Origin of the sequence: Flavobacterium sp. 83, from assembly GCF_000744835.1 — a bacterium.
Classification (GTDB): domain Bacteria; phylum Bacteroidota; class Bacteroidia; order Flavobacteriales; family Flavobacteriaceae; genus Flavobacterium.
The window spans coordinates 694,906-709,294 of the sequence record NZ_JQMS01000001.1 but is presented as its reverse complement, the minus strand read 5'-3'; the positions used below and the strand labels follow the sequence as shown (position 1 = coordinate 709,294).

Sequence of the window (14,389 nt, the reverse complement as noted above, 5' to 3'; positions counted from 1 at the left end):
TTTCCTTAATTTTCTTATAGGGTAAAAAATGAAGCGTATTACTTTTCTAAATTGTTTCGTTACCTTTGCCAAGGATGAAACAGAATAAACTCATAGTAAGTCTTTCTTTGGTCGTTGTGGTATTGTTTTCAATACTGTTTCAGTCTTTTCATACCTATGAGCATATAGAGAAGCAACTTTTCCAAAAAGAGTGCCATCATAAATACAATGTTACCAATAAAGAGATAACGCATCAACACCATAATTTTGATCATTGTTATGTCTGTGATTTTACTTTTGGAAGTTATATTTCTCCAAAAGAGTTTTCCTATCAATTATATGCAGTTTATAAAGAAATTCCTTATTTCTTTGCTGCAAAGGAAACGGTTCTTTCGTTTTCCGGAAGTTTATATTCCCTTCGCGGGCCCCCTGTAAATAATTTAAGCTGAATTCTTTTCAGCTTCTGTTGGTTTATTTCAGCACATTTCATTTCTATTTATTTACTAAATAATTTCTGTCTCAGCTCCCTCTTCTATAGAAAGGGTTGGGATAAGGAACAATACAATCATTTTCAATGAGAAAATTTATTATAGCCCTGTTCTTAGGGTTTTCGGCGATGCTTCAAGCGCAAAACACACTTTCTGGAATAGTAACAGGTAAAAATAATCAACCCATAAAAGGGGTTTCAGTTTACGCATCAGAATTGCACAAAGGAACCGCAACTGATGAAAACGGAAAATACGTATTTACTAATCTGCCTAATGGAAACTTAAAATTGACTTTTACATTTGTTGGATATGGAACACAGAATAAAACCATAAACAGTTTGCAAAAGGAAAATACACTTCACGTAATCCTTGAAGAAACGATATTCCAGATGGATGAAGTAATTGTTTCCACCGCTTTCAATAAAATACAATCGCAAAATGTGATGAAGGTGGAGCACGAAAGTATCAAACAGATGCAACGAAAAGGAACGGCCACTTTAATTGAAGGATTGGCAACGATACCCGGGGTTTCTCAGGTGTCTACTGGAACTTCCATTGGGAAACCGGTGATTCGTGGACTAAGTGGGAATCGGGTTTTGGTATATTCCCAAGGTGTTCGTATGGAAAATCAGCAGTTTGGTGACGAACACGGTTTGGGATTAAACGACTCGGGAATAGAAAGTGTTGAGGTTATCAAAGGACCGGCTTCGTTATTATACGGGTCAGATGCTTTAGGCGGTGTACTGTATTTTAACCCCGAAAAATTTGCCGATGCCAATACCTTCAAAGCTAATTTCAGCCAGAAATTATTTTCGAATACTTTAGGTAGCAATTCGTCTTTGGGGTTGAAAACATCCACTGATAATTGGAAATTTCTCGCTCGCGGAAGTTATAATACCCATTCTGATTATAAAATTCCAAATGGTGACCGAGTAACAAATACCCGTTACAATGAAACCGATTTCAAAACAGGAATTGGTTACAGCAATGCCAAGTTTTCCAGTGTGTTGCGTTACAATTACAACAAGCTGGATTTAGGAATCCCGGAAGAAGGCATTGCAGACCAAACGACCAGTAAAGAAACAGGATTTCCAAGGCAAGGCGTTTTCAATCATTTGTTGAGTTTAAATAATGTTTTCTTTTTCGAAAAATCAAAACTGGATGTTGATTTGGGTTATATCGCCAATGACCGAAGCGAGTTTGTAGACAGCAATGTCGCTGGCTTACACATGAAACTCAAAACATTCAATTATGATGCGAAATACCATTTACCAAAAATAGGTAATGTAGAATCTATTTTTGGAATTCAGGGCATGCACCAAACCAATACCAATTCCGGGGAAGAATATCTGATTCCTGATGCGTCTACCAATGATTTTGGTGTCTTTGGAACGGCTAATTATGAGTGGAAAAAGAATGTTTTTCAAGCTGGATTGCGTTTCGATAATAGAAAAATTACCTCAATAGAACATGGAATTGCAGGTCAGGAAGGCTATTTTAAAGCCATCGATAAATCATTCGACAGTTTCAATGCTTCCTTAGGTTACAAAACCAATCTGGCCGAGGATTTAACCTTGCGCCTGAATCTGGCTTCCGGATTTAGAGCACCAAACCTTGCCGAATTAACTTCTAATGGTGTGCATGAAGGAACGAACCGCTATGAAGTAGGAAACAGTGATTTGAAAACAGAGCAAAACGTACAGACCGATTTGAATTTAGAATACAAAACAGATCATTTTGAGTTTTTTGCCAATGGTTTTTACAACCACATCAACAATTATATCTACACTTCGCCAACAGGAGCAGTTATGAATAATAATGATGTTTTTGAATACATTCAGAACAATGCCAAGTTGTACGGAGGCGAAATAGGACTGCATTTTCACCCGCATCCATTGGATTGGTTGCATTATGAAACCAGTTTTGAAACCGTAACCGGAAAGAAACAAAATGGTGATTTCCTACCGTTGATTCCTGCAAATAATTGGAATAACACCATTAGAGCCGAATACAATATCAAAAACTGGCTCGAAGATGGTTTCGCCACTTTGAATTTGTCCACGACTTTCAATCAAAATAACGTGAGTGGTTTTGAAACCAAATCCAATGGGTATTCCTTGGTAAATCTGGGTTTTGGAGGCAAAATAAAATTGGGAAAAACGGCTTTTGATATCAACCTGAACGCAAATAATTTGTTGGACAAAAGATACATCGCGCACCTTTCGCGCTTGAAAACGGATGGCATTCCTAACATAGGAAGAAACATTGTTTTTGGGGTGAATTTTATTTTGTAGGAGCTTAATCCTGCTGTACACTGTATCTTTCTTGTCCAGAACTCGTTTCAGGATCCGGAACTAAATTCAGGACAAGAAAGGATGCCGCTCCCATCAGGGCTAGGGCATTGGATTCCCCGGACGATTGTTATTGCGAGGAACGTGGCAATCACATAATAGATTGATAAGAAGTTCAAAAAACGCTATTCGAAAGAGTAGCGTTTTTTTGTGAGAACAATTTACTTGCCAAAAATCAAGTTGAAAATTAAAAATTATTGAGGTTAATTGTAGGCGTGTCAATTGCCATAATAAAGAGATCTTTAACTATTTATTATTTTGATAGATTAAAAACAACTGAAATTTATTTTTGTAAATTTCAAAAAAATAATTAGGGCAAAACTTCATTTTTAGGGCTAGATATAATTGGACAAGAGAACAAACTATAGTGGCATTGAATCTTTATTGTAAAATTCCATTTAATAAAGTTTCTTCAAATCATCCAGACATTATTCGTATTGCAAAAATAATTGATAGAAGTACAAATTCAGTAAAAATGAAAATCGGAAATTTTGGAAGTTTTGATCTAGAATTGAAAAAGAGAGGAATTGTAGGATTAGCAAATGCAAGTAAATTAGATGAAATTGTATGGAACGAATTCAATAATAATTGGGAGAATCTTGCATTCGAAAGCGAAGTGTTGATTTCTTTTGAATTATGAATATCATTTAATCGTCTTGCCAGATAAATTTTCACCCTCAAAAGAATTTTTAGAGTATCATTATCAAAATATTTTAAAAAAAAAATGAGCTATCACACTAAAATAATTTCGGGAAAGAACAAGTTAGGAAGTTTTACAACAAAGAACTTTTAATGATTTAGAAAAAAGCATCAATTTTAAACAATATGTTTTTGACACCAATGCAGAAAGGAAAGTTTTTTATAAAGGGATTGCTGAATCGACTGGTCGGTTAGAATTTAAGTGATTAATGAATTTGAAGATAAAATAGACGAAGAAAAAGATGAAGAATACATAAAAGGGTGGGATGTTATAGAGGAATTATTTGAACTTGATAAAAAATTACCTTGTGAAGCCTTTGAAATTTTTTTCAACATTTTTTATCCTGTAAAACTTCAAGAATAACTAAATCTAACTCCAGTTTATTTTATAATTATTTAAAAATAGTTTAACAAAAAACTCAAAATAGCCATTTTCGTGGACAGCGAATTCTTTCACAGTAAAGATTGGAAAAACCAAAAAAACCGCGTCAAAACCAATACGGAGTTATGGCAAAAGAAAATAGAACGCAACATCCAAAGAGACATTGAAGTCAATAATTATCTGGAATCACAAAACTGGAAAGTGCTTCGTTTCTGGAGTTCGGTGATAGAAAAAAATCTCGAGGATTGCGTGGTCAAAATTCAATCTGAGATTATTTTGAGACAAAATATAAAAATGTAATCGCAAACTTGAAACCAGAATCCACTCCCTTCCGCAACTCCACTTTTCTTTCTTTTATTTTCATAATGTTTTATTAATTGGTTCGGTTTTTCATGGTGCAATGGGTAAATTTGAAAGACAACATTAAATTTATAAAAACATGACAGTACAAATCAATACAGACAATAATGTAGAAGGACATGCACGTTTGAAAGCGTATATTGCAGAGGAATTAGGAAATGCGTTGGCGCGTTTTGAAGAAAAAGTAACCCGTTTAGAAGTGCATCTTGGTGATGAAAACAGCGATAAAGGTGGTATCAACGACAAACGATGCCTTATTGAAGCACGACCAATAAACATGCAGCCTGTAGCAGTTACCAATCATGCTGATACTACAGAGAAAGCATTTCACGGCGCCTTGGACAAAATCAAAAAAGTGTTGGAAACAACTTTCGAAAAAAAGAAAACGTATTAAATAGTTGCCTTTTGGCAAACAAAAAAATGACACTGTCTTTACAAGATGGTGTCATTTTTTTTTTGTTGCGATACTCCGTAGTAAGAGAACAGGCTTTTATTTGTCAAACAGCAATCTTGCTAATGTTTCATCTCTGTCATAAACATCATCATAGAAATGAAGCACTCCATCAGTATCTACCCAAGCAGTAAAATAACCAATATAAACCGGAATTTTATTTTTGAGCGTGTACCAGTATTCCTCACCGCTATTCATGGCAGTTTCAATTTTTGCAGGATTCCAATTTTTATCGTCTTTCATAATCATTGCGGCTAGTTCTTTTGGCTTGGCTACACGAATGCATCCGTGACTAAAAGCGCGGTCTTCTTCACTGAATAAGCTTTTTGCGGGCGTATCGTGCAAATAAATCGCATTCGAATTAGGGAATAAAAATTTTACTAAACCTAATGAGTTTTCAGGTCCCGGTTTTTGTCTTACATAATCGTCTTTCCATTCCATGTAGTGTTCGGCAAGGTAATTTGGATTCTTCTCAATTGCCGGTAGAATTTCTTTCTTTAAAATGCTTGCTGGGACATTCCAGTAAGGTCTGAATACTATGTATTTCATTGGAGCGCTAAAAACAACGGTTTTATTCATGGCTTTTCCTACTACAACTTTCGATTTTAAGACCGCTTTCCCGTCTCTAAGAAACGTTAATTCGTAAGCAGGAATATTGATGACGATTAGTTCTTTGGATTTGGTAATGTCATTTGAAATCCATCGGCAACGTTCCATATTCACCATGATGGTCTTGATGCGCTCGGCTACGGTCACATTCATACTTTTGATGTGCTCGGGCAGAATGGTTTTATTGAGGGTATTACCGTTTCTTTTTTTGTATTCCAAAATTCCTGTAGCTAATGCGGCGTCATATACAGCGCTTTTTGAATCAGAAGTGATGTCGCCGGTAATGAATAGGCGTTGTCTTATTTGAGCAATTGCTGCTGCACTGTCTCCGGGCTTGAGGGACTTAGTTTCCGAATCAATAGTTATGGGTTTCCAGCCGCCCTTTTTTTCTATTTGGCGGTATTTTTGCAGGACGTCCTTCAATAAGTAATACTGACGCAATACGCCTTTTTCATTTTTATTGATTAAGGAAGGGTCGATGAGTAATGAATCTAAATAGCTGACATAAGACTGCTTTTTTCGAGGAAGATACCATCCAATTTCTTTTGTTTTTTGGGCATCTAAACCATGAAATACTTTGTTAGCATAAAAAAAATAGAGCGCTGAGTTGAGTAGTTCAACGTCAATATTTGGTTTCTGATTGTTGTCAGCGTCATCGTAAATTTTGTCTAATTTTTCTTTGTACGGAATAATAGTTTGAACACCTTCCTGCGGCAAATTATTAATCTTGTTGTAAAATAAATTTCCAAATTCATTGATTCCGTTTTTATCAAACCATACATAATGAAATTGGTGTTTGCGATATAAGGATTCCACTTCGGGTTTGTATTTTTCTAGTTTTGAATATTTTTCAAAAAAAGTCCCGATTTGAGTGCTGTCAAAAACAGTGTTTTCTGGCGTGTTTTCATTTTCCTGATTGGCTGCAGCATTGTTTTCGCTTTTCTTTTTGCAGGAAGTTATGGTCAACGTTAATGTGAAAACAGTAATTATAATTGGAATTAGTAACTTTCTCATAGGTTGAATTTTAAGGCATTATAATTCATTTCAAGGCATTACAAAAATACGTCAAATCGAGGGTTGTAATACCGGTTTTGAAAAGAGGGTTTTTTAAGCTTTAAATCCTATCTTTACTTTTTATGTGTAAATCAATGAAAATTAATATTTAAATCACTGTTTATTAGAATTTTGAGTGTTGTGTTTGTTTTTTTATTTGAAATTCTATATTTGAAAAATCCAAAAATTATGAAAAAAATAATGCTATTCTGTGGGACTATTTTGCTGTTTTCTGCTTTCAACACAAGGAATCAAGGCGCTGAAAAAGAGAAAGAAAAAATCAATATGCTGATGGATAGTTGGCACAAAGCTGCCGCTGAAGCAAATTATAATGCCTATTTCAATTTAATGACCAAGGATGCTGTTTTTATAGGAACTGATGCCACCGAAAATTGGAATAAAGCAGCTTTTCAAGTTTGGGCAAAACCTTTTTTTGATAAAGGAAAAGCGTGGAGTTTTACGGCATTGGAACGTCATATTTACTTTGATAAAACAGAAAAAATGGCTTGGTTTGATGAATTGTTGAATACCCAGATGAAAATTTGCAGAGGTTCAGGCGTTTTGGTGAAAATAGGAAACAATTGGAAAATTCAACATTATGTTTTGTCAATGACTGTTCCTAATGACAATGTGGATGCTGTTATCAAAATAAAAGAGCCCATTGAAGAAGGCTTGATAAAGGAACTGCAGAAAAAGTAGTAATTGGATTTCTTTTTCAATTCCTATACAGAATTCATTATAATGCATTCCTCAATAAACATTCAATATTGAAGGGATTAAATTGCATACTCTTAATAAAAAGCCTTTAAAATTGCTGAATTAGTGATAATTGTTTTGGGTACCCCTATTTTAAATTGTTTTATGGTGCTAAATTATTTTTTTTTTAACTTTGCCCCCTAATAAATCGGGGTTAAGTAAAGAAAATGAAAATAGAGAAACGCTGGATCATATCCTTTGTCATAATAAGTTTAGTTTGTATCACTGGTGTATTGTGGCCAGCAGTGTCAGGAACTAGTCCTGTTCTTTTGCAATTTGCTACTACAGATCATATCGTCCCTGCCGATGTTGCGTGGATGTTAACTTCTTGTTGCCTGGTGTTAATAATGACGCCGGGATTGTCGTTCTTTTATGGAGGAATGGTAGGGAAGAAAAATGTTATATCTACCATGTTGCAAAGTTTTATTTGTTTGGGTGTAGTTACTTTATTATGGGTAGTTGTAGGCTTTAGTTTGGCTTTTGGCGAGCCTATGGGAATTCATATTGGGTCTGGTTTTTATAGTTTTGTAGGTAATCCCGGGACTTTTGCATTTATGGATTATGTAGGGATGTTGCCGCATAAAAGCATAGCCAGTACTGTTCCGTTTATGTTGTATGCTTTGTTCCAAATGAAATTTGCCGTGATTGCGCCCGCTATTATCACAGGGTCATTTGCGGAACGTGTTCGATTTATTTCCTATTTGCTTTTTATTTGCTTGTTTACGTTATTTATTTATGCGCCTTTGTGCCATGCCGTTTGGTATCCTACTGGAATTTTAGGTTCGTATTTCGGGGTTAAAGATTTTGCAGGAGGAACTGTGGTACACATGAGCGCTGGTTTTGCAGCTTTGGCAGGAGTCATTGTTTTAGGAAAACGAAAAAATAGCCGTCATGTACCTACTAATATTCCTTTTGTTTTATTGGGAACCGGAATGCTTTGGTTTGGTTGGATTGGTTTTAATGCCGGCTCTTCTTTGGAGGCTAATGGTGTTGCAGCAATGGCTTTTGCTACAACAACAACTGCATCGGCAGCAGCCATGTTAACTTGGATTTTCTTTGACAGAATAAACGGCCGTAAAGTTTCGGCATTAGGAGCTTGTATAGGTGCTGTAGTGGGACTTGTTTCAATCACTCCGGCTGCAGGATACGTGTCCGTTCCTGAAAGTATGTTTTTTGGTTTTATAGCTGCTCTTGTTTCAAATACAGTAGTAAATGCTAAATTTTTAAAAGGCATTGACGATACATTAGATGTTTTTGCATGTCACGGTGTGGGTGGAATCATGGGAATGGTTTTAACAGCTGTTTTTGCACATGGCGAGGATGCTAGTTTGCTTCATGGTGGTTGGAATGTTTTTGCACACCACATGATGGCATTGGTTTTGGTTTCTATTTATACTTTTTTTGGAGCTTATATTTTATTCAAAATAACGAATAGAATTATTCCAATGCGCGTTACTGAAGAATCCGAAATTATGGGATTAGATTTGTCACAACATGATGAAACGCTGTTTCCTATAGAATGTTCGGATGTGATTGTTGAAGCAGAATAAACTGGTTTTTGGTGGTTTTTTATTTGGATTCATTCAAAAATAATAGTTCAGCCAGTCGATTGTCTCTTTCGTAGACATCATTGTAAAAACTAATTTCACCGGAATCGTTTACCCAAGTTGTGAAATAGCCTATGTGGATAGGGATTTTCTTTTTTAGGGTACAAACCGTTTCCTTTTCTCCGTTCATAGCATTGTTAATGCGTTCAATAGGCCAGTCAGGATCATCTTTTAAAAGTAATAAAGCCAGTTCTTTGGCCTTGTTCATATTGATACAGCCATGACTGTAGGCTCTGTATTCTGATTCAAATAAGCTTTTTGATGGCGTATCGTGTAAATAGATGCCACTGTCATTCGGAAAAATAAACTTCACAAGTCCCAAGGCGTTTTTTTCTCCTGGTTTCTGCCTGATTTTACCGTTATTCCATTCCATATTATGGTCTTCAAGGTAATTTTTTTCGCGTGATATTGCAGGAATGAGCTCGGTTTCTATAATGCTGCTGGGGACATTCCAGTAGGGACTGAATACAATTTGAGTAACATGACTGCTGATAATAGCTGTTTCATTCATGGTTTCACCTACAAACACCTCCGACTCTAATTCTTTTTTGCCATTTCTTTTATAAATGAGCTTGAAGGATGGGATATTTATAAAAATATATTCATCTGCTTTAGTCATTTCTGGAGCAATCCATCGACAGCGTTCCATGTTGACGATGATGGCTTTGATGTACTTTTCTATAGGGGTATTCATCCGCTGAATTAGCATGGAGGTTATCGCATAATCAGCTTTCATGCTGTTTCTTTTTTTGTAGTTCAATACGCCGCTCATTAATGTTTTGTCGTATAAATTACTTTTGGAGTCCTGCTTCAGGTCACCCGTAACTGCCAGTCGATGTCTGATTTGGGCTATGGTTTTTGAGCTGTCTCCGGGTTGGTATTCTTTTGTCAAAATTTCAGCTGTTATGGAATTCCAATCGCCGTTTTTTTCTATTTGTCGGTATTTTTTTAAAGCAGTACGCAATTTGTAATATTGCCCAAAAAGTTGTTTTTCGTTTTTATTCAGCAATTGTGGATCAATTAATAAAGAGTCTAATAGATTTTCATAGGGAAGATTTTTTTGGACTAAAAACCAGCCAATTGCCCTTATTTTTGTAGTGTCAATTCCTTGATATACTTTTTTGGCATAGAAAATATAAAGCGAGGACAAAAGTAATTCGGTATCGGTAGGAGATAAGTCAGGAGTGTTTTGTTTGTTGAAAATTCCGTCAATTTTATCTTTGTAGGCTAAATTGGATTTTATTCCGTCCTCTTTAAGTTGATTTGCTTTAGAATATAACAAATCAGCAAACGCAATAACACCTTTGTGATCATACCAAATGGATTTGTAATTCCTTTTTTTATACAAAGCAGTTACCTCTGATTTGTAGTTTTTTAAATCAGGGTATTTCTTGAAAAATTCTGAAATAATTGTGCTGTTAATCAGGATTGTCGAATTTTCTTCTGTCGATTCTCTATAGGATGAGGGAGTAGCAGTTAGTTTTGTACTGCCTTTTTTATTATTGATAAGGTTAGCGTTGGCAAGTGAAATGCTAAAAAAGATAATTACAAACGATATAACGGAGTTTCTCATGACGTAATTATTTATATAAAGATAACGAAATGTTTCCTTGATAGACAGGAAATGATTAGTAAGTTTCTGTTTTTGTTTTCTTCTGAATAGAACAAGAATTGGAAATTTTCAAATGAATTGCATTCAGGAGCTAAATATTTTTGCAATAGCAACAGTTTTCAAAACGATTTTCTTCATTTTTTCCTCAGCAAACCTTTCGGTCTTATATATTTCCTTAATTTTGCCGAAATATTCTGAAAAAGTGGGAAGCAAAAATAAATTAAAAAGGTTCAAAGAAAACGAAACATTCAACAATGTTTTTCAACCAACAAGAGAAGAAGTAGTAGGCGATTTATTTCCGCTTAAAGGCAAATGGAACTCAGAGTTCTTTAAAAATGAAAATCCATTAGTGCTGGAATTAGGCTGCGGGAAAGGGGAATACTCAGTAGGTCTTGCTGAAAGATATCCTAATAAAAACTTTGTTGGGATTGATATTAAAGGAGCACGTTTTTGGCGTGGTGCCAAAACAGCTGTTGAGACCGGCTTGTATAACGTGGCTTTTATCAGAACCCAAATCGAATTAATCAATCATATTTTTGCTGAAAACGAAGTTGACGAAATTTGGATTACATTTCCAGATCCGCAAATAAAATACAAACGCACAAAACACAGAATGACCAATTCCGAGTTTTTGCAATTGTATAAAAAAATCCTCAAAAAAGACGGTGTCGTAAACTTAAAAACTGATAGTGAATTCATGCACGGATATACGCTGGGATTGCTGCATGGCGAAGGTCATGAAGTTTTGTATGCAAATCATAATGTGTATGTAAATGAAGGAAGTCCGGAAGAAGTGACTGCTTTTCAAACCTTTTACGAAAAACAATATTTGGAAATTAATAAAGCAATTACGTACATTAGATTCAAAATTAAAGAATAGGCTCCCATTTACAACTTGAATTTATATTCTTTATTTTAATGCGAAAAACTTGCCTATGAATTTAATTGTATCTTTATTTTTGGGATTTGTAACTGCTTTTATTGGGATTACTCCGCCAGGGTTACTTAATATGACAGCTGCAAAGGTAAATTTAAAAGAAGGTAAAAGAAGTGCATTATGGTTCATTTCAGGTGCGGTTATTATTATATTTTTTCAAGCTTATCTAGCAATATTATTCGCCCGTTATATTAATGAACACTCTGATGTTTTAATTTTATTGCGTGAAGCGGGATTTGGAGTTTTTACTGCTTTGACAATCTATTTTCTTTGGATTGCCAAAAAGCCAAAGAAAAAAAAAGGTAAGATAAAAAAGTACAGCAGTACAAAACGATTTTTTCTTGGGATGTTGCTTTCGGCACTTAATTTTTTTCCTATTCCATATTATGTTTTTGTAAGCATTACTTTGTCGTCTTACAATTTGTTTTTTTATGATATGGTCTATATTCTTGTTTTTGTGACTGGTGTGGTGATTGGTTCTTTTTTGGTTTTTTACTTCTATATCACATTTTTTCAAAAAATACAAAACAAGACGGATTATATCATGAGGAATATGAATACGATTATTGGTACGATAACCGGATTAATAGCGGCAGTAACGTTATTCAATATTATTCGATATTATTTGAGATAGTTTTTTCGATATTCAATATAGAAAGTATTTTTATCAGATTCACAACCATGTCAAACGAGAATTTTTTCGAACGAGTATACATCATAGCCAGACAAATTCCTTATGGGAAAGTCACTTCTTATGGTGCTATTGCAAAAGCTTTAGGAACAGCACGCTCTGCCCGAATGGTAGGCTGGGCGATGAATGCTTCACACAATATGGAAGATGTTCCGGCACATCGTGTGGTCAATAGAAAAGGGTTGCTTACCGGAAAACTTCATTTTGACGGAACAAATCTCATGCAGCAATTACTGGAAAGCGAAGGAATAGAAGTAGTGGATAACCAAATTTTGGATTTCGAAAAACATTTTTGGCAGCCAGAGGTTAGGGAGGAATAGTTTTTACCGTTTTGTGCGTTCGCTTTTACGTTTGTTTGTCTTTATAATTATTTTTTATCATTCTTTTTATTGTTTATTTCGGCTATTCGAATTAAATAGGCTTCGATGCTTTCATTTTCTCCAATTGGAATGTTGTTTAATAAACTGTCAAATCCATTAATTAAATTGGTGTATTTTTCAAATGTATCCTCGAGTAGTTGCTCGTTTTTTGTTTCCCAATAATTTCCTTCATCCGTAAGATCAAAATTTTCAAAATATTTTTTGTTTATATAATCGAAGATGTTGATCAATTGTTTGTGAATTTCAGGTCCGGCAAATTGTGTTTTTACTGATAGATAATTGTCGTCTAATTCATTTACGTAAACTTTTGAAGGTTCGAAATTATAGAAAGGGCTCATTTTTCCGTTGGATAGAAAAGTTAAGCAAACCACTTCGCAATTGGGTGGGTTAAAACAGATGCCGTAAATGGAATCATTATAGGAATTAAGAGTAAAAGCATGGTTTGGAAAAGCTTCTTCAAAAATGTGGAATTTCCATTGGTTTACCAATGAAATGTCAATAACCTCTTCAATCATTTTTTGTAATAGACCAGGGTTTTTTAGCGCTCCTTTATAATGAAAACTTAATCCCATAATTTTTTTCTATAAATTTAGACCAAAAAAATACTTTATTGGTGGGTAATAATGTTCTTTTTTAATTAAATCTAAAAGTAATAGCTCTCTCGCCGAGACTGATATTGTAAAATAATAACGCCGAAAATGGCTAATAACCACCGTCAATTTCTACATCAATAAATGCAATACAAATCCTTTATAATAAGAACTTTTCATAGTATATTTGCAATCTGAAATCAGTTTAAATAAAGATAATATTCTGGTGCTAAGATGCCAATAGAAAACAATAAACTAAAAATGAAATTAGATAGGAAAGACATTCTTAAAGCTTTAGAAACGATTACTATAGCTGGAGAAGGAAAAAATATGGTTGAAAGTGGTGCAATTGCAAACGTAATTACTTTTGGCGATGAGGTTGTGGTAGATTTAGTATTGCACACACCGGCAATGCACATTAAAAAACGTGCTGAAGATGACATCAAAAAAACAATTCTTGAATTAGTTTCTCCAGAGGCTAAAATTAAAATCAATAGTAAAGTAGAAGTTCCGGATAAACCAGAAGTGAAAGGGAAAGCAATACCTGGAATCAAAAATATTATCGGAGTTGCATCAGGTAAAGGAGGTGTAGGAAAATCTACTGTTACAGCAAATCTTGCGGTATCATTGGCTAAAATGGGTTTTTCAGTAGGAATCCTTGATGCGGATATTTATGGCCCGTCTATGCCAATTATGTTTGATGTAGAAAGTGAAAAACCAGTATCTATTTTGGTGGATGGAAAATCAAAAATAAAACCAGTTGAAAGTTACGAAGTAAAAATTCTATCTATTGGATTTTTTACGGCGCCTAGTCAAGCTGTAATCTGGAGAGGACCTATGGCTTCCAAAGCGTTGAACCAAATGATATTTGATGCAGATTGGGGAGAATTAGATTTCATGTTAATCGATTTACCTCCAGGGACAGGTGATGTTCACCTTTCAATCGTACAATCACTACCTATAACAGGTGTTGTAATTGTTAGCACACCTCAAGCAGTAGCTTTGGCCGATGCTAAAAAAGGAGTTTCTATGTTTATGTCAGAAGCAATAAATGTTCCTGTATTGGGAATTATTGAAAACATGGCCTATTTTACACCAGAGGAATTACCTGAAAATAAATATTATATCTTTGGAAAAGAAGGAGCTAGAAATCTTGCTGAAGATTTAGATGTTCCATTCCTTGGAGAAGTGCCAATTGTACAATCAATCCGAGAAGCGGGAGATTATGGTCGTCCTGCAGCCATGCAAACAGGTTCAATTATCGAAACTGTTTTTGAAGAAATCACCAGGAATGTTGTGCAGGAAGTAGTAAGCAGAAACGAAAGTTTGCCTGCTACCGAAGCTGTAAAGATTACGACTATGGCAGGTTGTTCAGCAGTAAATAAAAAATAGACTACTTAGACAATTTAGATAGTTAGACTTTTAGAAAAAATCTAACTATCTA

At 34.8% G+C, this 14,389-nt stretch carries 15 protein-coding genes; 12 read left to right on the top strand and 3 right to left on the bottom strand.

Annotated elements, in window-relative coordinates; genetic code table 11:
• Nucleotides 1–74 precede the first annotated feature (74 nt).
• The 6 genes from T410_RS03185 to T410_RS03165 all read left to right on the top strand — a co-directional run bounded on the left by T410_RS03185 (nucleotide 75) and on the right by T410_RS03165 (nucleotide 4,653).
• Complete coding sequence (locus T410_RS03185) at nucleotides 75–428, top strand: hypothetical protein (RefSeq protein WP_035668643.1); 354 nt, start codon at nucleotides 75–77, stop codon at nucleotides 426–428.
• Nucleotides 429–553: 125 nt separating this feature from the next.
• Nucleotides 554–2,761: a TonB-dependent receptor gene (locus T410_RS03180; RefSeq protein ID WP_035668641.1), complete on the top strand. Its 2,208-nt coding sequence runs from the start codon at nucleotides 554–556 to the stop codon at nucleotides 2,759–2,761.
• A 532-nt stretch (nucleotides 2,762–3,293) separates the two neighbouring features.
• The gene (locus T410_RS16880; RefSeq protein ID WP_193743718.1) at nucleotides 3,294–3,458 is read left to right on the top strand and encodes a hypothetical protein; all 165 of its coding nucleotides are present in this window, start codon (nucleotides 3,294–3,296) and stop codon (nucleotides 3,456–3,458) included.
• Between the two features lie 261 nt (nucleotides 3,459–3,719).
• Nucleotides 3,720–3,881, top strand: coding sequence for a hypothetical protein (locus T410_RS17020; protein ID WP_193743717.1), 162 nt, complete (start codon nucleotides 3,720–3,722; stop codon nucleotides 3,879–3,881).
• Between the two features lie 72 nt (nucleotides 3,882–3,953).
• Complete coding sequence (locus tag T410_RS03170; protein ID WP_051929339.1) at nucleotides 3,954–4,199, top strand: DUF559 domain-containing protein; 246 nt, start codon at nucleotides 3,954–3,956, stop codon at nucleotides 4,197–4,199.
• Between the two features lie 139 nt (nucleotides 4,200–4,338).
• Nucleotides 4,339–4,653, top strand: a complete 315-nt coding sequence (locus T410_RS03165; RefSeq protein WP_035668639.1) for an HPF/RaiA family ribosome-associated protein — start codon at nucleotides 4,339–4,341, stop codon at nucleotides 4,651–4,653.
• Between the two features lie 96 nt (nucleotides 4,654–4,749).
• Here the strand turns inward: T410_RS03165 and T410_RS03160 are convergent, their stop codons facing one another.
• Nucleotides 4,750–6,333, bottom strand: a complete 1,584-nt coding sequence (locus T410_RS03160) for a murein L,D-transpeptidase (protein WP_035668636.1) — start codon at nucleotides 6,331–6,333, stop codon at nucleotides 4,750–4,752.
• A 228-nt stretch (nucleotides 6,334–6,561) separates the two neighbouring features.
• Here T410_RS03160 and T410_RS03155 point away from each other — a divergent pair, with 228 nt between their 5' ends.
• Nucleotides 6,562–7,071, top strand: coding sequence for a nuclear transport factor 2 family protein (locus T410_RS03155; protein WP_035674015.1), 510 nt, complete (start codon nucleotides 6,562–6,564; stop codon nucleotides 7,069–7,071).
• A gap of 224 nt (nucleotides 7,072–7,295) precedes the next feature.
• Nucleotides 7,296–8,678: an ammonium transporter gene (locus tag T410_RS03150; RefSeq protein WP_035668634.1), complete on the top strand. Its 1,383-nt coding sequence runs from the start codon at nucleotides 7,296–7,298 to the stop codon at nucleotides 8,676–8,678.
• Nucleotides 8,679–8,697: 19 nt separating this feature from the next.
• Here the strand turns inward: T410_RS03150 and T410_RS03145 are convergent, their stop codons facing one another.
• Nucleotides 8,698–10,308 carry a murein L,D-transpeptidase gene (locus tag T410_RS03145; RefSeq protein ID WP_035668633.1) on the bottom strand — a complete coding sequence of 537 codons (1,611 nt, stop codon included), beginning with the start codon at nucleotides 10,306–10,308 and terminating at the stop codon, nucleotides 8,698–8,700.
• A 241-nt stretch (nucleotides 10,309–10,549) separates the two neighbouring features.
• Here T410_RS03145 and trmB point away from each other — a divergent pair, with 241 nt between their 5' ends.
• From trmB to T410_RS03130, 3 genes are read left to right on the top strand one after another with little or no spacing between them, the layout of a single operon-like run.
• Nucleotides 10,550–11,227, top strand: a complete 678-nt coding sequence (trmB, locus tag T410_RS03140; RefSeq protein ID WP_035674013.1) for a tRNA (guanosine(46)-N7)-methyltransferase TrmB — start codon at nucleotides 10,550–10,552, stop codon at nucleotides 11,225–11,227.
• A 55-nt stretch (nucleotides 11,228–11,282) separates the two neighbouring features.
• Nucleotides 11,283–11,918, top strand: coding sequence for a LysE family transporter (locus T410_RS03135; protein ID WP_035668632.1), 636 nt, complete (start codon nucleotides 11,283–11,285; stop codon nucleotides 11,916–11,918).
• A gap of 47 nt (nucleotides 11,919–11,965) precedes the next feature.
• The gene (locus tag T410_RS03130) at nucleotides 11,966–12,295 is read left to right on the top strand and encodes an MGMT family protein (protein WP_035668629.1); all 330 of its coding nucleotides are present in this window, start codon (nucleotides 11,966–11,968) and stop codon (nucleotides 12,293–12,295) included.
• Between the two features lie 47 nt (nucleotides 12,296–12,342).
• Here T410_RS03130 and T410_RS03125 read toward each other — a convergent pair whose 3' ends face one another.
• Nucleotides 12,343–12,927, bottom strand: a complete 585-nt coding sequence (locus tag T410_RS03125; protein ID WP_035668626.1) for a hypothetical protein — start codon at nucleotides 12,925–12,927, stop codon at nucleotides 12,343–12,345.
• A 279-nt stretch (nucleotides 12,928–13,206) separates the two neighbouring features.
• Here T410_RS03125 and T410_RS03120 point away from each other — a divergent pair, with 279 nt between their 5' ends.
• Nucleotides 13,207–14,337 carry an Mrp/NBP35 family ATP-binding protein gene (locus T410_RS03120; protein WP_035674010.1) on the top strand — a complete coding sequence of 377 codons (1,131 nt, stop codon included), beginning with the start codon at nucleotides 13,207–13,209 and terminating at the stop codon, nucleotides 14,335–14,337.
• Nucleotides 14,338–14,389 lie beyond the last annotated feature (52 nt).